This window comes from Pleomorphomonas diazotrophica, assembly GCF_002844595.1.
In the GTDB taxonomy this organism is placed as follows: domain Bacteria; phylum Pseudomonadota; class Alphaproteobacteria; order Rhizobiales; family Pleomorphomonadaceae; genus Pleomorphomonas; species Pleomorphomonas diazotrophica.
On sequence record NZ_PJNW01000014.1, the window covers coordinates 132,160 to 150,006 of the forward strand.

Sequence of the window (17,847 nt, forward strand, 5' to 3'; positions counted from 1 at the left end):
TTGCTCCGCATGGTAGCCGCATGATGGACCCGCTTTGCGGCCTCTTGTCGTCGTTCAAGCCTCATAATTGATGTTGCAGTCCTTGTCCTTAACGTTTCATTAAGCATGTTGCAGCCATCCCTTGGGAAAGCCGCCGCGGCGGTGCGGGAGGTGCGTCGTCCGCCTCCCCTGAGGGATTCCGGCCGGCGGCCATTCGGGGGCCGAAGATGAGAATTGTCTGCCCCGCCTGCGAGACGGGGTATCAGGTTGCCGACGGCACACTCGGCGTCACCGGCCGCAAGGTGCGTTGCGCCCGTTGTGGTACCGTCTGGCATGCCACGCCGAACGACTATCCGGAAGCGCCGCATCCCGCTGCTCCCGTCTCCCGACCGGATGTTGGCGGACCCGAGCCCAGCGAGGATGAGTGGCGCGACGCCATCGCTGGCGACGGTCCGGGAAGCGCCTTCGATGCCGAAACGTCGGCCGAGGCCGAGGGCGGCGCCAATGACCAGTCGGCAATCGACGATCTGTTCTCGTCCGGCCCGGATGATGATGCGGAAGAGGCATCCTCCGCAGCGAGCGGCAACGACCAGTCGGCGGTCGACGATCTGTTTGCCGCTGGGGCCACCGATCAAGAGCCCAAGGCGGCTAGTGCAGGAGAGCCGTCGCCTCCCGACGCTGCCGACACGCCTCCCACCATCGATGCGCCGCCTGCCGGTTTCGAGGGCCGCCGTCGCAAGACGCGCGGCAAGGCGGCACGACGGGGTGCCTCGACCTTCATGCTGATCGACCGCCACCTGTCGACTCCGGTCGCTTCGGTACTGCTGATCAGTTTCCTGGTGCTGTTCTCGGTGGTCGCGGTGGTCGGCCGCGAACGGATCGTCGCCATTTTCCCCGATTTTGCGGGGATCTACGAGATGATCGGCTTGAAGGTCAATCTGAGGGGGCTCGACTTTCAGAACGTCACCGCCAGCCAGGAGATGGATGGATCGACGCCGGTGCTGTTGGTGGAGGGGGACATCATCAACCTTCACAGCGAATCCAAGGGCTTGCCGGCGGTCCGCGTCACCCTGAAGTCGTCGACCGGACGCGACGTCTACGCCTGGAACTATGCGCTGCCGCAGCTCAGCATCGACCAGATGGGCAAGGTGCATTTCAAAACGCGGTTGCTGGCGCCACCGGAAGCGTCGGTCACCGTGGAAGTGCGGTTTACAGACCAGCGTCAGCCGTAATATAGGTCCGCCCGAAAGCGGCCGGGGCTTTGCGACGGTTCCGGATGCGCGACCTTTGCCGGTCCGCGGCGAATCTGGGCTCATCGGCCGTCGCGACCTCATGAGGAGACCGGGATGACGGGCAGAACCATCGACGTGCTGTTTTCGGAAGAAACGATCGCCGCGCGCGTCGACGCCATGGCCAAGGAGATCGCTGCCTCCCGCCCCGACGACCTGATGGTGATCGCCATCCTCAAGGGCAGCTTCATGTTCGCGGCCGATCTCTTGCGTGCCCTGCACCGGGAGGGCCTCGAGCCGCAGGTGGAGTTCATGATGCTGTCGAGCTACGGCACGGGCACCACCTCGTCCGGCATCGTCAAGATCATTCGCGACATCGACACCGATGTCGCCGGCCGCTCGGTGCTGATCATCGACGACATCCTCGAATCGGGTCGGACGCTGGCCTTCGCTCGCCGCCTCACCGAGGATCGGGGCGCGAAGGAGGTCAAGGTGGCCGTGCTGCTCGACAAGCCGGGCAAGCGCAAGGCCGAGATCGAGGCGGATATCGTCGGCTTTTCCTGCGCCGACGTGTTCGTGGTCGGCTACGGCATGGACGCTGCGCATGCCTACCGGCAGTTGCCATTTGTCGGGGTTGTCACCGGCTGAGTGCATTCGTCTGGTACGAACCGCCCACTTGTGTAACAATCATATCGAATTTGCTTCGATTCCAACGGGTGTGTCCCTGGGGGCGGCCATGGCGCGCATTCTGCTGACTGAGGACGACGAGTCGGTCCGGGCCTTCGTGAAGAGGGCACTGGAGCTCGACGGCCATGAGATCACCGAGGCCGAGGACGGCGGCATCGCGCTCGAAGTTCTCGACGCAAGGCGGGGCGGCTTCGATCTGCTGCTGTCCGATATCATGATGCCAGTGATGGACGGCATTGCCCTGGCGCTTGCCGTCGCGCGCGATTATCCCAACCTGCCGATCCTGCTGATGACCGGCTTCGCCGACCAGCGCGAGCGTGCCTTCGGCCTCGACAGCCTGGTGCGCGACGTCATTTCCAAGCCGTTCACCCTCGCCGAGATTCGCGCCGCCGTTGCGCGGGCGTTGATCGAACGGTCGGCCGCCGAGAAGATCGCCTGAGGCTCTGGCGCGTCGGGCTCACTCCCGGTTCTGGCCGGGCACCCACAGCACGTCGCGGCCCCCGAGGTCGTTGGCCCAGCGGCTCGCCACGAACAGGAAGTCGGACAGGCGGTTGAGATAGCGCACCGCTTCCGGATTGACCGGCTCGCCCGGTGTTCGAGACAGGGTCACGGCCGCCCGTTCGGCCCGCCGGCAGATGGTGCGCGCCATGTGGAGATGGGCTGCGGCGGCGCTGCCGCCGGGCAGCACGAAGGTGGTGAGCGGGGCGAGGCCGCGATTGAGGTAGTCGATTTCCTTCTCGAGCCGCTCGACCTGGACGGCCAGGATGCGCAGGGGCTCGAAGGGCGGTGGCGTTGCAGCCTCCGGCGTTGCAAGGTCGGCGCCGAGATCGAACAGGTCGTTCTGGATGGCACCCAGCATCAGATCGAGGTCGGGATACTCGGCGACATGCAGCCGAGCGGTGCCGATGGCCGCATTGGTCTCGTCGACGCCGCCAATCGCCTCGAAGCGAGGATCGTCCTTAAGCCGGCGTTCGCCGGTTGAAAGGCCGCTCGTGCCGTCGTCCCCGGTGCGAGTATAGATGCGATTGAGCCGAACCATGCTGCCTCCAGACCAAGCCACCCTCCGCATATTCGCGTAGTTGGAAGGGGGGCTCAATCCGTCATTGGGTGGCGATTGCCGTGCTGCACAGATTGTCAGCGAGCTCAGCCCGGAAGGTCGACACCAAGTGCCTCGGCGATGGCCCTGAGGCCGAGGACCAGACCCATGCGGTCGATGCCGTGGCCAAGGCCCGGAGAGATATGGAGCGACACCGGCAGTCCGGCGGCGGTGAGCGCTGCGGCGGCGGTTCGGCTGCTTTCGACGGGCAGTACCTGATCGGCCGTGCCGTGAACGAGCAGGACCTTGGGTTTGGCCGTGATCTCGCCGAGGTGATCGGCGCCGGCGAGATAGCCCGAATAGCCGACGATCAGCGCCGGGGCCATCTTGCGCCTCAGGCCGACGTGCAGCGCCATCATGGTGCCCTGGCTGAAACCCACCAGTACCAGACGATCGGGGGACACGCCGCAGCGTTCAAGCTCGGCGTCGAGGAAGCGGTCGAGGTCCGGACCGGCGGACAGAACGCCACGCCAGCGTTCGGATTCGTCGCGCATGGTCAGCGGGAACCACTGGCGCCCGCCCGGCGCCATCGGGCAGGCGTCCGGCGCGTGCGGCGAGGCGAAGGCGACATCCGGCAGAAAGGGCGCCCAGCTCTCGGCGATGTCGTAGAGATCCTCGCCGTTGGCGCCGTAGCCGTGAAGCAGGACAACGAGGGCATCGGCCTTGCCGCTTGCCGCCTCGAGGCGCGGGCCGTCGATTTCCGCCATGGGAGTTCCTTCCGGGAGTTCAGACCGGGAGGACGTTCCTGCCCTGTCGCATCGCCTTGTAATAGGCCCAAAGCAGTTTTGCCGCAACGCCGCGCCAGGGTGACCAAAGCTCTGATATCGCCCGCAATTCCTTTTCGGTTGGACGGCCTTGCAGGGCCAGTGCCTCGGCGGCGGCCACTTGCAGCGCAAGATCGCCGGCCGGCAGCACGTCGGCATGGCGGGCACAGAACAGTAGGAAAATCTCCGCCGTCCAGCGGCCGATGCCGTGGATCGCCATCAGTTTCTCGGTTGCGGCTTCGGGCGATTCGTCGGCCAGTCCCGCGAGGTCCAGTCCGGCCACTTCGGCTTCCGCAAGGGCGCTGAGCGTCCTGACCTTGCCACGCGACAGTCCGGCCGCGCGCAGCGCCTCCTCGCTCTGGCGGAGGTAGTTGACGGCCGTCGCCGCGCCAAGCAACGCCTCGAAACGGCCCCAGATGGCATCGGCGCTCGACACTGAAAGCTGCTGCGCCACGACAATGCGTGCAATACCCTCGAAGCCGGGTGGGCGGTAGCGGATATCGACCGGGCCGGCGATCGCCCTGACCGGCACGAGGCGCGGATCGACGCGCTCCAGATAGTCGAGGCCCTCGACCATGTCGGCGTCACTGAGGATAAGGCGCATGGCGGGTCCCTCCTTCGATGCGAGACTTCGGCATCCCAAGCGTATACTGTCCGGCGCGCCAGAAGCCGGCAGCAGCGCCGGACAGCTTGCAAACCCTTTTGAGACATGAGCGTTCCCGTCTTTCGTTTTGCGCCGTCGCCCAATGGACCGTTGCACCTCGGCCATGCTCTCTCGGCACTCCTCAACGCCGACATGGCTACCGAGGCCGGCGGTCGCATGCTGGTCCGCATCGAGGACGTCGACGTCACTCGTGCGCGGCCGGAGCACGAGCGCGCCATCCTCAGCGATCTCGATTGGTTGGGCATCGCCTACGAGAGGCCCGTTCGCCGCCAGTCGGACCACGCCGAAGACTATGCCGCCGCCCTCGACCATCTTGCTGCCCTCGGGCTCATTTACCGCTCCTTCCTGAGCCGGACCGAGATCGCCGCAGCCATCGCCGCCGAGGAGGCGCAAAGCGGTCGGGCGTGGCCGCGGGATCCGGATGGCGCGCCGCGCTATCCCGATATCGATCGTCACCGGTCGGCAGAGGAGGCTGAAGCCCTTGCAGCCAACGGAAAGCCCTTTGCGGTGCGGCTCGACATGACCAAGGCCATTCACCTTGCCGGTCCGCTTTCCTGGCAGGAGTTCGGCGACAGCCTCCATGGACCGGGCGAGACGATCATCGCCGATCCGGCTGCCTGGGGCGATGTCGTGCTGGCCGGCAAGTTCACGCCCGCCGCCTATCATCTCGCGGTGGTCGTCGATGACGCGTTGCAGGACGTGACCGACGTGGTGCGCGGCCGCGATCTCTATTTCGCCACGTCGGTGCACCGTCTGCTGCAGACGCTGCTCGGACTGCCGGCACCGCGCTATCACCACCATCGGCTGATCCTTGGCCCCGATGGGGGCAAGCTGTCGAAGTCCAAGGGGGCGGAGGGTCTGGCGGCCTTGCGAGCGGCCGGGTCCACGGTTGCCGACGTCAGGCGGATGGTCGGACTGCCCTAGCGGTGCTGATCGGCAGGCAGGCGGCAGCCCTCAAGGGAGCGGGCTTAAGGGCGATCTTGTGCGGGAGGCGCGGCTGGGCGAATAATCATGCAGCCGGTCGGCCGCCTGCGGGACCGAGCCGGCTTTCGGAGCGTCTTCATGCGTGTGCTGTTCCTCGCTCTTCTTCTCGCCCTTTTCGCGAACACGCCGGCCGCCTTTGCCGCCGACCGCATGCCGGCCTATGCCGACCTTCTTGCCGATTGCACCACCGTGAGCGAAGCTGCCTGCCCGGGGCAGCAGACCGCGCTGGCGCCGCAATGGCCGAAGGCGCTTGCCGGCAATCTTCAAGCCCTCCGGAACTTCGCCTTCTGTTTCGCCGATGGCTGCTATGGCGCTTTCAAGGTCAATCCCGTCAGGGCCTGCGCTCTGCGCATCGTCGTCGCGGCGATCGGCGAGCGGCCGATTCCCGACGAAGACAGCGCCAACTTCGAGCGGGATTGCGGGCCGCTCGGCGTCGAGGACCAGCAGACCGCCAAAGTGGCGGCGCGCGACATGGTGCGGGCGATTCGTCAGGGTACGCCCTGAGGGCCGATCCGGGTCCGACTGCCGATTTCCTTGACATTTGGCCTTCGCGTTCCGATAGCTAACCACCTTCGCGGCGGCAGGCGTGATGCTTGGCGCCGCTGACGCTGCCGGAAGCCGAAGAGACGATGCTGGACGCCACACTCACCGAGACCGATGCGCAGGCAAGCCTGCGCCGCAGCGAGGCCGACACCCCTTCGAGCCTTGTCATGCGCTTCGGCACGGATGCGCCACTCACCCTCGATGCCGGCCCGGCGATCGCCCCCTGGCAGATCGCCTACCAGACCTATGGCGAACTCAACGCCGACAGGTCCAACGCCATTCTCATCTGCCACGCGTTGACCGGTGACCAGCATGTCGCCAGCACCAATCCGGTGACCGGCAAGCCGGGCTGGTGGACGCTGATGGTCGGCCCCGGCAAGCCGATCGACACCGACCGGTTCTTCGTCATCTGCTCCAACGTGCTCGGCGGCTGCCTCGGCACCACCGGGCCGGCCAGCACCAACCCGGAAACCGGCCGGCCCTACGGTCTCGACCTGCCGGTTGTGACCATCGCCGATATGGTCCGGGCGCAGGCGATGCTGGTCACCTCGCTCGGCATCGAGCAGTTGTTCGCGGTGGTCGGCGGCTCGATGGGCGGCATGCAGGCGCTGCAATGGGCGGCAAGCTATCCCGATCGGGTGTTCTCGACGATAGCCATCGCCACCAGCTATCGCCACTCCTCGCAGAACATCGCCTTCCACGAGGTCGGCCGGCAGGCCGTGATGGCCGATCCCGACTGGTGCGGCGGTCGCTATCTGGAAGCGGGGCGCAACCCCAAGAAGGGCCTCGCCGTGGCGCGCATGGCGGCCCACATCACCTATATGTCCGATCGGTCGCTGCACCAGAAATTCGGCCGTAATCTGCAGGATCGGGACGCGCTGGCCTTCGGCTTCGACGCGGATTTCCAGATCGAGAGCTACCTTCGCCATCAAGGCATGACCTTCGTCGACCGCTTCGACGCCAACTCTTATCTCTACGTCACCCGTGCCACCGACTATTTCGACCTCGCCGCCGATCATGGCGGCGTGCTCGCCAACGTCTTCAAGGGAACGAAGACGCGCTTCTGCGTGCTGTCCTTCACCTCCGATTGGCTCTATCCGACGTCGGAGAGCCGGGCGGTGGTGCACGCGCTCAACGCGGCGGGCGCGCCGGTCAGCTTCGTCGAGATCGACAGCGATCGCGGCCACGACAGTTTCCTGCTCGACATTCCCGAACAGTATCGCATCGTGCGCGGCTTCCTGACCGGCGCGGCGCGGGCGCGCGGCATTGCCGGACCGGCGGCAGAGGACAAGCCATGACCGACCTCGCCGACCTCACCTCCGACGTCCGCATCGACCTCAAGCTGATCGCCGGGCTGATCGAGCCGGGCTCGCGCGTGCTCGATATCGGCTGCGGCGACGGCGCGCTGCTGGAACTCCTGGAGCGGACACGCGGTGTCGATGCGCGCGGTATCGAGATCAGCCAGGAGGGCGTCAACGCTGCCGTCGGGCGCGGCCTGTCGGTGATCCAGGGCGACGCCGACAGCGACCTCGTCCAGTATCCCGACCAGTCTTTCGACTATGTGGTGCTGAGCCACACCATCCAGGCGACGCGCAACGCGCGCCGGGTGCTCGAGGAGATGCTGCGCATCGGCCGCCGCGTGGTGGTGTCATTGCCGAACTTCGGCCACCTCGACGTGCGTTTTCGGCTGATGTTCCTCGGACGCATGCCGGTCAGCAAGCGTCTGCCCTATTCCTGGTACGACACGCCCAACATCCATTTCTGCACCATTCGCGATTTCGTCGAACTGGCCCGGGATGTCGGCGCCCGCGTCGATCAGGCGATCGTCCTTGACGGCGCCGGCAAGCGGCTGCCGTTCAGCTTGCCGTGGATCGTCTGGAACCTTCTGGGCGCGCAGGCGGTGTTCCTGCTGTCGCGCGATGGACGATAGCCTCAGGCAACCGGGCCTGTGCGGTGCGGGCTCGGCAGGCCGGCCGGCGAGGGGAGCAAGACCGGGCGGATGGCCGGCGAGCGGACGCGTCGGATCACCGGCACGCCCTGGTGCAGGTGCTTGGCGGCCTCCACCAGAATGACACCGGCAAAGGCCGGCCATAGGCGCGAGCCGATCGCCTCCCAGCGGGCGCTGGCGTGCATGAAGTGCCGGCGCGGCACCGGCATCACGTAGAGCGCTTCGTCCCAGGCAGTCGGCGAGAACGACGTCTCGCGCAAGAGCTTGGTGATCTGGCCGCGCGAGAAGGGTCGGCCGTAACCGAAAGGCGAGGTATCGACGCGCGCCCAAAGGCCGCGCCGGTTGGGCACGACGGCCAGCACCCGCCCGCCCGGCGACAGCACCCTCCAGGCTTCCTTGAGAAGTTCCGCCGGGTCGTTGGCCATTTCCAGGGCGTGGACGATCAACAACCGGTCGATCGAGGCGTCGGGCAGGGGGAGCATGTCGTCGCAGACGAGCGCCGAGGCGGAGGGGCCGCCGGCCGGCCAGTTGACGGCGCCCTGCGCGGCCGGCATCAGCGCCAGCGTGCGGTCGGCTTCGTCGCGGAACGGGGCGAGATAGGGCGTCGCAAAGCCGAGCCCGGCCAGGCGATCACCGGAGACGCTCGGCCAAATCTTGCGGAAGTGGTCGGAGAGGATGGGGCGGATGACGCGGCCGAGGTCGCTCGAATAAAAGTCCCTGAGGTCGACGACGTCGAGAAACATGCGCGGCTCCTGGGCGCCCTTGCCCTTTCCGCCATATTGATCGACTGTGCCGCTACCGCAATGGCGGGCGCTGCCTTTTTTCGCGAGGGCGGTAAAGGAGGCTAAAGATGGTCCCGAAGATCGATGTCATCGCCTGTCTCAGCGACAACTATGCCTATCTTCTTCGCGACGAGGACAGCGGCTCGGTCGTGGTTGTCGATGCGCCGGAGGCGGCGCCCATCCTTGCAGCCGTCGAGGCATCCGGCGGGCGGCTCGACGCCCTGCTCCTGACCCATCACCATGGCGACCATATCGAGGGCGCGGCCGAAATCGTCGAGCGTACCGGGGCGCAGCTTGTCGGCGCTGCCGCCGATGCCCATCGCCTGCCGCCGCTCGACCGGTCCGTGAGCGATGGCGAAGCCTTTTCCGTCGGTCCGCTCGATTTTCGGGTGATTGCCACCCCCGGACACACCCGGGGCCACATCGTCTACCACGCACCGGCGGCGCGGGCGCTGTTCTCCGGCGACACGCTGTTTTCGCTCGGCTGCGGCCGATTGTTCGAGGGCAGCGCCGCGGAGATGTGGGATGCGCTGATCCGCCTCGCTGCGTTGCCCCCGGATACCGCCATCTGCCCGGGGCACGAATACACCGCGTCGAACGGCCGTTTCGCGCTGACCGTCGACCCCGACAACGCGGCCTTGGCCGAGCGGCTCACTGAGGTGGCGGCGCTGCGTGCCGAAGGGCAGCCAACGGTACCGGTGACGCTCAAGCGGGAGTTGCTCACCAACCCGTTCCTGAGGGCCGGCGATCCTCGGCTCGCCGAGAGGTTGGGCCTGTCGGGCCGACCGGCGGTCGAGGTGTTCGCCGAACTGCGGCGCCGGAAAGACGATTTCAGGTGAGGGCTTTGCTGGCCGCAGCGCGGCGGCGGAAGGGCAGCGCATCCCAGGCGACGACGACGGCGCCGAGAGTGACGAGGGCGCAGGCCACCACCGTTGTCCAGCCGAGCGTGCCGTAGCCGGTGAGCGTCAGCAGCAGGGTCGACAGCACCGGCGTTGCATAGGCGGCGGTGCCGATGAGCTGGATATCCCCGTGCTTGACCCCATGGTCCCAGACGAAAAAGGCGAGCCCGACCGGGAAGGCGCCGAGCAGCAGCACCATCAACCATTCGAGCGGGGCAGCCGGCAGAACCGTTTGCTCGAAAGCCAGGTGGCAGACGAGGCTGAGGAGAGCGGTGGCAAGGCAAAAACCGGCGACTGCTTCCGAGGGGACGCCACCAAAGCGCCTCGAGACCACCGAGTAACCGGCCCAGACCACGGCGGCCAGGAAAGCCGCGAGGTAGCCGAAGGCGTAGCCGCCGTCCAGCGTCAGCGACCGGCCGGCCGTCACCAGAAGCGCCGCACCGGAAAAGCCGAGGATCACGCCGGCAAGGTGGTGCGGCCGCAGGCGTTCGCCCGGCAGGAAACCGGAGAACAGCACGATCAGCAGCGGCCAGAGGTAGTTGATGAGGCCGGCCTCGACCAGCGGCGCCGTGCGCAGAGCCGTGAAATAGAGCGCGTGATAGCCGAACAGGCCGAGCGTGCCGACCACCCATACCTTGAAAGGCTGCCTCAACACGCCGGCACGCCCCCTGGCGATCAGCCAGATCGTGGCGAGCGAGCCGGACAGGCCGAAGCAGAGGGCGTTGAGCAGGAAGGGCGGCACGGCCCCCGACCCGCCGGTGAACACGCCGAGCATCGACCACATGAGAATGGCGGTGAGACCGATCAGGGTGGCGCGCGTGCGGCTCGGCATGAATCACCTGTGCCCGGAGATTTCGTGGTCGCCCTCGGCGGAAGGGCAATACCGGATCTGTATTTTCCCTGAGGATGCCAGACGAGTTTGCGAGCCTTTAACGGTATCGCGCTAGTCTGCGCAAGATAGAACCGACGGATCGTTGCCTTGTTTTTCGCCAATCGCCGCTGGATGGAATTTGTCTTCGGGGTGGTCGTTCCGACCATGCTGACAGCGATCGCCGCTGCGGCGGTGGTCAACCTGGCCATGGCGCGCATGGCGACCGAGGTAAACGATATCGACCGGCAAGGCATCGGGCGGGTGGTCGAGGTGCTGAAGGACGAGGCACTTGCCCGGATGAGCCTCGCCGTCAGCGAGTTTGCTGCCTGGAACGGCACGGCGCTCGACGAGGTCAACGCCGCCCAGGTCGGTGACGAGCTGCACCTCCCCGCTGGCAGCAACCATGTTTTCGATACGCTGTTGATCGTCGATGCGGAGGGGGCGCCGATCCGCGCCTACCACAAGGGGCGGGCGGCCGGGATCGATGCCATAGGCATCAGCCGGACGGATGTTGCCGTCCTTGTCGCGGAGGCACGGCAGCACCCGCACCTGCCGGCGTCCGGCTTCGTCCAGTCGCGCCTTGGGCCGCTGATGGCCGGGTTGCGCGAGACCGAGCCGCGCACCGGCGATGTGTCGGCCGGCGCTCCGCACTTTCTTCTGGTCGGACGGCCGATGACCGGAACGGAGTTCATGGCCATTGCCAAGGCGCTCGGCGTGAAGCACCTGACCTTTGGCCCGGCGCCGGTCGAGGCCGATGCCGTGCCGCTGGTCTCCGCGGCGGGCGCCCTTCTCGGCTTCATCGGCTGGGATCCACGGGTATCCGGCACCGAGGCGATGGAACGGGCGCGCTTGCCGGTGCTCGCCGTCCTTCTGCTGCTGTTCGTGGTGATGGGCGTCCTCGTCGTCACCATCTGGAAGATGATGAGCGGCCTGCGCCACGATGAAACGGCAGCTCGCCACGCGGCCAGCCACGATCCGTTGTCGGGCCTGCCGAACCGTGCCTCCTTCAACCAACGTCTTGCTGCCGCTTATGCCAGCCCAGGTCAGCCGATCGCCGTGTTGTTCGCCGACCTCGATGGCTTCAAGGAGGTGAACGACACCTATGGCCACGACGTCGGCGACCGGCTGATCCGGGCCGCGGCGGCCGGATTCCGCACGCTGGTCGGCGGCGAAGCCGTACTGGCTCGTCTCGGCGGGGACGAGTTCGCCGTGGTGATCGAGGGAGCACAGGCGGTCGCGCGTGCCCGGGCTCTTGGGGAGAGTTTCGTCGATTTCCTCGACGAGGCTTTCGACTTCGACGGCAGGCCGGTGAAGGTCGGCTGCTCGGTGGGCGTTGCTGGCGATATCGAGGGCAAACTGACCCCGGGCGAGTTGGTGCGCCGGGCCGATGTCGCCATGTATGTCGCCAAGGCCGGCGGCAAGAACCGCGTCGACCTCTATGACGCTGGCATGGATGCCGACCGGCAGGCGCGGGCGACATTGGCCGCCGAACTGCGCGAGGCGGTGGCCAACGACGTCCTTCAGGTCCATTACCAACCGGTCGTGTCGGCCAGGACGGGTGGCATCTTGGCCGTCGAAGCGTTGGTCCGCTGGATTCGTCCGGCCGGCCCGGTCAGCCCGGCGGTTTTCCTGGCTGTTGCCGAAGAAGCGGGTATGAGCGACCTGATCGGCACCTATGTGTTGCGCCGCGTCGCGCGAGATGCCAAGGGGTTCGGTGATCTCAAGATGGTCGTCAACGTCTTTGCCGCGCAGTTCCGCAATCCCGGCTTTCCAGATATGCTCGGGACCATCCTCAAGGCGGCGGGCATGGCGCCGGAACGGCTGGAAATCGACATCACCGAGAGCTTCCTGGCATCCGAGCCTGAGCGGGCACGCTGTAGCGTCGAGGCGCTGCATGCGCTCGGCGTGTCGGTGGCGCTCGACGATTTCGGTACGGGCTTCTCGTCGGTGGCCTACCTGCGCCGGTTCGCCTTCGACAAGGTGAAGATCGATCGCTCGGTGGTGATCGACGTCATTCGCGATCCGGCGTCACAAAGCCTCGTGCAGGCTGCGGTGGCGCTCGCTGAAACGCTCGGTGCCGAGGTGACGGCCGAAGGCATCGAGATGGCCGAGGAGGCCGAGGCGCTGAAACGGGCCGGTTGCCACGAGTTGCAGGGCTATTACTTCGGCGCGCCGACCGTACGCTCGGAAATCCTGCGCCGGATCTCCCGCGAGCGGCAGGCGGCCGAACAGCTGCTGGCCTGATGCCTCGCGAGCCTCACGGATCGAGTTCGACGTCCCAGTAGAGAAAGTCCAGCCAGCTTTCATGCAGATGGTTGGGCGGGAACAGCCGGCCGTTGTTGTGAAGGTCGTGGACGGTGGGCGCAAAGGGCTTGCCGGTCAGCGTCATGCCCACTTCCGACACCGTTTTGTCGGCCTTCCTGAGATTGCAGGGCGAACAGGCGGCGACCACGTTCTCCCAGGTGGTCTGGCCGCCCTTGGACCGCGGGATCAGGTGGTCGAAGGTCAGATCCTCGTGGCTGCCGCAATACTGGCACTGGAAGCGGTCGCGCAGGAAGACGTTGAAGCGGGTGAAAGCCGGCTGGCGCGACGGCTTGACGAAGGTCTTCAGCGAAACGACCGAGGGCAGGTGAAACTCGAAGCTGGGGCTGCGCACCAGCACGTCATATTCTGAGACGATGTTCACCCGGTCGAGGAAGACCGCCTTGATCGCATCCTGCCAGGACCAAAGCGACAAGGGGAAATAGCTCAGGGGGCGGTAGTCCGCATTCAACACCAGCGCCGGGTGTGCGTCCGGCGAGACGGCGATCGTCACCTCACGCTCTCCTTCACCGAGGCGGGCATCCGATCCCACCCCACGCAAGGGATACTCTACGCTGATGATGTCGCTGATGTGAAGCCGGAAGCGGAGGTTTTCCGCCCGTTTCACGAATGGTGTGGCGATCGAGGGCTGCGAAGCCGGCGGCCGTCCAAATCTTTGCCTCGGCTCATCAATTGCCGGCCTTGGCGGCACGGTGCAGCAAGGCGACGAACCAGGATGCCGGCAGGAGGTGCTTGACGACCGCCGCCCCCTTGGTGAGCCAGGTCACGCGGTAGTAGGGGCGCGGCCGGTCTGATTCGCAGGCATGGACAAGGCAGTCCACCACGGCCTCGGGCGGCTTGCGGAAGAATGAGGCTTCCGGCGGCCGGCGCATGTCGGCGAGGCGCTGGCGGTAGCCTTCTGCGTTGGCGGAGCCCTCGACATCGACATTGTCGTGGAACTTCCTCATCGCCGTCGACGAGAAGTTGGTGGCAATCGGCCCTGGTTGGATGGTGGCCACGTGGATGCCGGCATCGATCAGTTCCAACCGCCAGCTGTCGGCAAGGCCTTCGATGGCGTGCTTGGAAGCGTTGTAGGCGCCCCGGTAGGGCATCGACAGGAAGCCGAGAACGGACGAGCACATGACGATGCGCCCGGCGCCCGCCCGGCGCATGGCTGGGATCAGTCGGCGCGTGAGGTCGTGCCAGCCGAGCACGTTGACCTCGAACACGTGGCGCAGCACCTCGGTGGAGAGGTCCTCCAGCGCACCGGGTTGACCGTAGGCGCCGTTGTTGTAGAGGGCGCCGAGCCGTCCGCCAGTCGCCTCGAGCACAGCGTCGGCGGTGGCGGCGATCGAGGCGGGGTCGGCATAGTCCATGAAAAGCGGGGTCACGCCGGCGATGGTCGCGAGCCTCTGCCGATCCTCCTCGCGGCGGACCGTCGCGAACACCCGCCAGCCGCGCCCGGCCATGATGGTGGCGGCGGCAAGGCCGATGCCCGAGGAGGCACCGGTGATCAGGATGCTGCGGTCGACGGCGGGAAAGCGCATGGTGGGCCTCGGCACGGAAGGATGGGGTGCGTCCAGCGCGACAATCAGTCTTTCTCCGGACGGCAGGGCCGACTATATACTGGGGCGGGCGCTTGGAGAGAACCTTGCTCGACGATTCCGACCACGATCATCAGGTTTGCCGCAGCCGTGCCGTGGCGCGCGCCGAGGAGCGCTGCCGCGACGAGGGCCTGCGGCTCACCGAACAGCGTCGTCAGGTGCTTGAGGCGATGCTGGAGAGCCATGCGCCGGTGTCGGCCTACGAGATCATGGACCGGATCGCCGAAAAGGCGCGCCGTCCCAGCCCCATCTCGGTTTACCGCGCCCTGGATTTCCTGGTTGCCCACCGTTTTGCCCACCGCATCGAGAGCCGCAACGCCTTCCTTGCCTGCATCGACGAACACGGCCATGCAGCGTCCGGCCCGGAGGCGCCCCTGGTGTTCCTGCTCTGCGAGGGTTGCGGCTCGGCGACCGAGGCCGAGCCGGCCGAACTCGGCGGACTGTTGGCCGGCATCGCGGCGGCCGAAGGTTTTGCGCCGTCGGCCTCGGTGCTGGAAGTGCGCGGCCTCTGCGCCGCCTGTCGATCGGCCGGCCAGCATCATCACGTCCACTCGCACAGTCACAGTTGAGGATTGCATGCTCAGTTCCTTCGGTCCGGCGCCGCGCCGCCGCTCGGTTCCCGTCGCCGTCGGCAAGGTGACGATCGGCGGCAGCGCGCCGGTGGTCGTCCAGTCGATGACAAACACCGACACCGCCGATGTCGACGCCACCGTGGCGCAGGTGATGGCGCTCGCCCGGGCCGGCTCGGAACTCGTTCGCATCACCGTCGACCGTGACGAGAGCGCCGCCGCCGTGCCACGCATTCGCGAGCGGCTCGACCGGGTCGGCGTCGACGTGCCGCTGATCGGCGACTTCCACTTCATCGGTCATCGGTTGCTCGCCGAGTTCCCGGGCTGCGCCGAGGCGCTCGCCAAATACCGCATCAATCCCGGCAACGTCGGCGTCCGCGCCAAGCGCGACCGCCATTTCAGCGATATCGTCGAGATCGCCGCCCGGCACGGCAAGGCGGTGCGGATCGGCGTCAACTGGGGCTCGCTCGACCAGGAACTGGCAACGCGGCTGATGGACGAGAACAAGGCCAAGGGCTCGCCGATGACGGCGCAGGAGGTGATGCGCGAGGCCATGGTGCAGTCGGCGCTGCTGTCGGCCGCCCGCGCCGAGGAGATCGGCCTGCCGCGCGATCGCATCGTGCTGTCGGCCAAGGTCAGCCAGGTACAGGACCTCATCGCCGTCTATGGCGAGCTGGCGTCGCGCGGCGATTATGCGCTGCATCTCGGTCTCACCGAGGCCGGCATGGGCAGCAAGGGCATCGTCGCCTCATCGGCTTCGATGGGCTATCTCCTGCAGAATGGCATCGGCGACACCATCCGCGTGTCGTTGACGCCGGAGCCGGGTGGCGACCGTACCCGCGAGGTGATGGTGGCGCAGGAGCTGTTGCAGGTCATGGGCTTCCGCAGCTTCGTGCCGATCGTTGCCGCCTGCCCCGGCTGCGGCCGCACCACCTCGACGGTGTTCCAGGAGCTGGCCAAGACCATCCAGGACCAGATCCGCGATGCCATGCCGGAGTGGCGGCAGCGCTATCCGGGCGTCGAGGCGCTGCAGGTGGCGGTGATGGGCTGCATCGTCAATGGCCCCGGCGAGTCCAAGCACGCGGACATCGGCATCTCCCTGCCGGGCACTGGCGAGAACCCGGCAGCGCCGGTGTTCATCGACGGGCAGAAGGCGGCCACACTGCGCGGCCCGACCATCGCTCGCGACTTCCAGGCGCTGGTGCTGGACTATATCGAGCAACGGTTCGGCGACGGCGCCAACCGCAAGCCGGCGGCGGAGTAATCGGGTCATTTTGGTTGGGCGCATCCGCTTATCCGAAAAGTCTGCAACTTTTCGGGCGGATGCTTAACGCCTCCGTTCGGCGACGAAACGGGCGGCGGCCGCAAGCGTCGCGGAGCGAGCGCCCCAGGGGGAAAGCAGCTCTGTCGCCTCGGCGACGAGCCTATCCAGTTCGGCGCGCACGGCGTCGATGCCGAGGCGCGCGACCAGCGTCCCCTTGCCGTGGGCGGCGTCCTTGGCGACGGCCTTGCCCATTTCGCTCTCAGTGGCCGTGACGTCGAGCAGGTCGTCGGCAAGCTGGAAGGCAAGGCCAAGGACATCGCCGAACCGGCCGAAGCGATGCAGCACGTCGTCACTGCCGCCGCCGAGCCGGGCGCCCATCACCGTGGCGGCGCGGATCAGCGCGCCGGTCTTCATCGCCTGCAGCTTGCGAATCTCGGCTTCGTCGGGGCGCGCGCCATCGCCGAAACGGCCTTCCGCCGCAAGGTCGAGCATCTGGCCGCCGACCATGCCGCCGAGGCCGCCGGCGCGGGCGAGGTCGAGCACCAGCGCCGCCCGTACCGCCGGGTCGGCGTGGCAGGCGGGATCGGCGAGAAGGTCGAAGGCTAGCGTCAGGAGGCCGTCACCCACCAGGATTGCCGTCGCCTCGTCAAAGGCGACATGGACGGTGGGACGGCCGCGGCGAAGCGCGTCGTCGTCCATAGCCGGCAGGTCGTCGTGGACCAGCGAGTAACAGTGCAAGCACTCGATGGCCGCCGATGCCGGCATTAGCGCATCAACCGTCAGGCCGGGGTTGAGAAGCCGGGCGACTTCGGTGAGCAGAAAGGGCCTCAACCGCTTGCCGCCGGCAAGCACGGCGTGCCGCATGGCGGCGAGCAGGCGGGCGGGCCGGGCGATTTCGCCGGGGCGTGGAGTCGCGTTAAGACGCGCCGCGAGCCCCGCCTCGAGCGCGGCGGCGAAATCGGACAGGGCGGTTTCAAGACGGACGTGCGGGGCGGCGGTCATCGAGACTCCGAACGGACGAGGGCCGCCGCTGTGGTAGCGCCGGCCCCGCTGCCCGGTCAAGGCGCCGAAAGTGCGTCACACCGGCAGCATGGTGGTGTTCTTGACCTCTTCCATCACCGGATAGGTGTGGGTCTCACGCACACCGGGCAGCGTCATCAGCACCTCGGACAGGAACTCGCGATAGGCCTCCATGTCGCGAACGCGCGCCTTGACGAGATAGTCGAAGCCGCCGGCGATCAGGTGGCACTCCAGCACCTCGGGCGCCTTCTTCACCGCCGCCGCAAAGGTGGTGAACACCTCCGGGTTCATGCGGTCGAGCTTGATCTCGACGAAGACCAGCAGGCCGCGCTGGAGATGCAGCGGATCGAGGCGCGCCGTATAACCGAGAATGAAGCCATCGCGCGACAGTCGTTTGACGCGTTCGGCGGTCGCTGTCGCAGACATGCCGATCTTCTCGGCAAGTTCCAGATTGGTGATCCGCCCGTCTTCCTGAAGTGCGGCGAGAATCCGGCGGTCGATGCGATCGAGGCCGGGAATATCCCTGCCGTGATAGGAACGGTCACCCCCTGCTGCTGCCATTCCAAGCCTCCAAGACAGGTCCATCCGGAAGATTCACGGAAACAAACGGTTCATTCCGCGATTAGTCCCGATTCTATACGTC

General features: G+C 66.8%; 20 protein-coding genes. 11 read left to right on the forward strand and 9 right to left on the reverse strand.

Annotation, left to right across the window (positions count from 1 at the left end):
• Positions 1-206: 206 nt before the first annotated feature.
• The 3 genes from CXZ10_RS16590 (at position 207) to CXZ10_RS16600 (ending at position 2,334) form a co-directional block, all read left to right on the forward strand.
• Entirely contained in the window at positions 207-1,211 is a 1,005-nt protein-coding gene (locus tag CXZ10_RS16590; protein WP_101290472.1) for a zinc-ribbon domain-containing protein, read from the forward strand.
• Between the two features lie 114 nt (positions 1,212-1,325).
• Entirely contained in the window at positions 1,326-1,856 is a 531-nt protein-coding gene (hpt, locus tag CXZ10_RS16595; RefSeq protein ID WP_101290473.1) for a hypoxanthine phosphoribosyltransferase, read from the forward strand.
• Positions 1,857-1,944: 88 nt separating this feature from the next.
• Positions 1,945-2,334: a response regulator gene (locus tag CXZ10_RS16600; protein WP_101290474.1), complete on the forward strand. Its 390-nt coding sequence runs from the start codon at positions 1,945-1,947 to the stop codon at positions 2,332-2,334.
• Between the two features lie 18 nt (positions 2,335-2,352).
• On the opposite strand, the gene CXZ10_RS16605 is transcribed toward CXZ10_RS16600, so the two are convergent.
• The 3 genes from CXZ10_RS16605 to CXZ10_RS16615 form a co-directional block, all read right to left on the reverse strand.
• On the reverse strand, positions 2,353-2,934 hold the full coding sequence (locus CXZ10_RS16605) for a cob(I)yrinic acid a,c-diamide adenosyltransferase (RefSeq protein ID WP_101290475.1): 582 nt from the start codon (positions 2,932-2,934) through the stop codon (positions 2,353-2,355).
• A gap of 104 nt (positions 2,935-3,038) precedes the next feature.
• Positions 3,039-3,698 carry an alpha/beta hydrolase gene (locus CXZ10_RS16610; protein ID WP_101290476.1) on the reverse strand — a complete coding sequence of 220 codons (660 nt, stop codon included), beginning with the start codon at positions 3,696-3,698 and terminating at the stop codon, positions 3,039-3,041.
• A 19-nt stretch (positions 3,699-3,717) separates the two neighbouring features.
• A complete protein-coding gene (locus tag CXZ10_RS16615) occupies positions 3,718-4,359 on the reverse strand; it encodes a DNA-3-methyladenine glycosylase family protein (RefSeq protein ID WP_101290477.1) in 642 nt (213 codons plus the stop codon).
• A 105-nt stretch (positions 4,360-4,464) separates the two neighbouring features.
• On the opposite strand from CXZ10_RS16615, the gene gluQRS reads away from it, so the two are divergent.
• From gluQRS to metW, 4 genes are all read left to right on the forward strand, one after another.
• On the forward strand, positions 4,465-5,343 hold the full coding sequence (gene gluQRS, locus CXZ10_RS16620) for a tRNA glutamyl-Q(34) synthetase GluQRS (protein WP_101290478.1): 879 nt from the start codon (positions 4,465-4,467) through the stop codon (positions 5,341-5,343).
• Positions 5,344-5,481: 138 nt separating this feature from the next.
• Positions 5,482-5,907 (forward strand): hypothetical protein, encoded by a 426-nt coding sequence (locus CXZ10_RS16625; protein WP_143741551.1) that lies wholly within the window; start codon positions 5,482-5,484, stop codon positions 5,905-5,907.
• A gap of 125 nt (positions 5,908-6,032) precedes the next feature.
• Positions 6,033-7,244, forward strand: coding sequence for a homoserine O-acetyltransferase MetX (gene metX, locus CXZ10_RS16630; RefSeq protein WP_101290579.1), 1,212 nt, complete (start codon positions 6,033-6,035; stop codon positions 7,242-7,244).
• The gene (gene metW, locus CXZ10_RS16635) at positions 7,241-7,876 is read left to right on the forward strand and encodes a methionine biosynthesis protein MetW (RefSeq protein WP_101290480.1); all 636 of its coding nucleotides are present in this window, start codon (positions 7,241-7,243) and stop codon (positions 7,874-7,876) included. Before metX ends, metW begins: the two co-directional genes overlap by 4 nt.
• A 2-nt stretch (positions 7,877-7,878) precedes the next feature.
• On the opposite strand, the gene CXZ10_RS16640 is transcribed toward metW, so the two are convergent.
• Positions 7,879-8,637, reverse strand: a complete 759-nt coding sequence (locus CXZ10_RS16640) for a class I SAM-dependent methyltransferase (RefSeq protein ID WP_101290481.1) — start codon at positions 8,635-8,637, stop codon at positions 7,879-7,881.
• A 107-nt stretch (positions 8,638-8,744) separates the two neighbouring features.
• Here CXZ10_RS16640 and gloB point away from each other — a divergent pair, with 107 nt between their 5' ends.
• Positions 8,745-9,515, forward strand: a complete 771-nt coding sequence (gene gloB, locus CXZ10_RS16645) for a hydroxyacylglutathione hydrolase (RefSeq protein ID WP_101290482.1) — start codon at positions 8,745-8,747, stop codon at positions 9,513-9,515.
• On the opposite strand, the gene yddG is transcribed toward gloB, so the two are convergent.
• The gene (gene yddG / locus CXZ10_RS16650) at positions 9,508-10,407 is read right to left on the reverse strand and encodes an aromatic amino acid exporter YddG (RefSeq protein WP_101290483.1); all 900 of its coding nucleotides are present in this window, start codon (positions 10,405-10,407) and stop codon (positions 9,508-9,510) included. The two genes, gloB and yddG, sit on opposite strands and share 8 nt — an antisense overlap.
• Before the next feature lie 147 nt (positions 10,408-10,554).
• Between yddG and CXZ10_RS16655 the strand changes: the two genes are divergently transcribed.
• A complete protein-coding gene (locus tag CXZ10_RS16655; protein ID WP_101290484.1) occupies positions 10,555-12,690 on the forward strand; it encodes a putative bifunctional diguanylate cyclase/phosphodiesterase in 2,136 nt (711 codons plus the stop codon).
• Between the two features lie 13 nt (positions 12,691-12,703).
• Here the strand turns inward: CXZ10_RS16655 and CXZ10_RS16660 are convergent, their stop codons facing one another.
• A complete protein-coding gene (locus tag CXZ10_RS16660) occupies positions 12,704-13,261 on the reverse strand; it encodes an HNH endonuclease (RefSeq protein ID WP_101290485.1) in 558 nt (185 codons plus the stop codon).
• Between the two features lie 175 nt (positions 13,262-13,436).
• Entirely contained in the window at positions 13,437-14,294 is an 858-nt protein-coding gene (locus CXZ10_RS16665) for an SDR family NAD(P)-dependent oxidoreductase (RefSeq protein WP_101290486.1), read from the reverse strand.
• 104 nt (positions 14,295-14,398) lie between these two features.
• Between CXZ10_RS16665 and CXZ10_RS16670 the strand changes: the two genes are divergently transcribed.
• On the forward strand, positions 14,399-14,920 hold the full coding sequence (locus CXZ10_RS16670) for a Fur family transcriptional regulator (protein WP_244617128.1): 522 nt from the start codon (positions 14,399-14,401) through the stop codon (positions 14,918-14,920).
• Positions 14,921-14,927: 7 nt separating this feature from the next.
• Complete coding sequence (ispG, locus tag CXZ10_RS16675) at positions 14,928-16,184, forward strand: flavodoxin-dependent (E)-4-hydroxy-3-methylbut-2-enyl-diphosphate synthase (RefSeq protein ID WP_101290488.1); 1,257 nt, start codon at positions 14,928-14,930, stop codon at positions 16,182-16,184.
• A 63-nt stretch (positions 16,185-16,247) separates the two neighbouring features.
• On the opposite strand, the gene CXZ10_RS16680 is transcribed toward ispG, so the two are convergent.
• Entirely contained in the window at positions 16,248-17,186 is a 939-nt protein-coding gene (locus CXZ10_RS16680) for a polyprenyl synthetase family protein (protein ID WP_101290489.1), read from the reverse strand.
• 75 nt (positions 17,187-17,261) lie between these two features.
• A complete protein-coding gene (locus CXZ10_RS16685; RefSeq protein ID WP_210199950.1) occupies positions 17,262-17,765 on the reverse strand; it encodes an Lrp/AsnC ligand binding domain-containing protein in 504 nt (167 codons plus the stop codon).
• Positions 17,766-17,847: the final 82 nt, after the last annotated feature.

Excerpts from the sequence above, each read along its gene's own strand:
- CXZ10_RS16590 (WP_101290472.1), top strand. The coding sequence starts at position 207 with ATGAGAATTGTCTGCCCCGCCTGCGAGACGGGGTATCAGGTTGCCGAC.
- hpt (WP_101290473.1), top strand. The coding sequence starts at position 1,326 with ATGACGGGCAGAACCATCGACGTGCTGTTTTCGGAAGAAACGATCGCC.
- CXZ10_RS16600 (WP_101290474.1), top strand. The coding sequence starts at position 1,945 with ATGGCGCGCATTCTGCTGACTGAGGACGACGAGTCGGTCCGGGCCTTC.
- CXZ10_RS16605 (WP_101290475.1), bottom strand. The coding sequence starts at position 2,934 with ATGGTTCGGCTCAATCGCATCTATACTCGCACCGGGGACGACGGCACG.
- CXZ10_RS16610 (WP_101290476.1), bottom strand. The coding sequence starts at position 3,698 with ATGGCGGAAATCGACGGCCCGCGCCTCGAGGCGGCAAGCGGCAAGGCC.
- CXZ10_RS16615 (WP_101290477.1), bottom strand. The coding sequence starts at position 4,359 with ATGCGCCTTATCCTCAGTGACGCCGACATGGTCGAGGGCCTCGACTAT.
- gluQRS (WP_101290478.1), top strand. The coding sequence starts at position 4,465 with ATGAGCGTTCCCGTCTTTCGTTTTGCGCCGTCGCCCAATGGACCGTTG.
- CXZ10_RS16625 (WP_143741551.1), top strand. The coding sequence starts at position 5,482 with ATGCGTGTGCTGTTCCTCGCTCTTCTTCTCGCCCTTTTCGCGAACACG.
- metX (WP_101290579.1), top strand. The coding sequence starts at position 6,033 with ATGCTGGACGCCACACTCACCGAGACCGATGCGCAGGCAAGCCTGCGC.
- metW (WP_101290480.1), top strand. The coding sequence starts at position 7,241 with ATGACCGACCTCGCCGACCTCACCTCCGACGTCCGCATCGACCTCAAG.
- CXZ10_RS16640 (WP_101290481.1), bottom strand. The coding sequence starts at position 8,637 with ATGTTTCTCGACGTCGTCGACCTCAGGGACTTTTATTCGAGCGACCTC.
- gloB (WP_101290482.1), top strand. The coding sequence starts at position 8,745 with ATGGTCCCGAAGATCGATGTCATCGCCTGTCTCAGCGACAACTATGCC.
- yddG (WP_101290483.1), bottom strand. The coding sequence starts at position 10,407 with ATGCCGAGCCGCACGCGCGCCACCCTGATCGGTCTCACCGCCATTCTC.
- CXZ10_RS16665 (WP_101290486.1), bottom strand. The coding sequence starts at position 14,294 with ATGCGCTTTCCCGCCGTCGACCGCAGCATCCTGATCACCGGTGCCTCC.
- ispG (WP_101290488.1), top strand. The coding sequence starts at position 14,928 with ATGCTCAGTTCCTTCGGTCCGGCGCCGCGCCGCCGCTCGGTTCCCGTC.
- CXZ10_RS16680 (WP_101290489.1), bottom strand. The coding sequence starts at position 17,186 with ATGACCGCCGCCCCGCACGTCCGTCTTGAAACCGCCCTGTCCGATTTC.
- CXZ10_RS16685 (WP_210199950.1), bottom strand. The coding sequence starts at position 17,765 with ATGGCAGCAGCAGGGGGTGACCGTTCCTATCACGGCAGGGATATTCCC.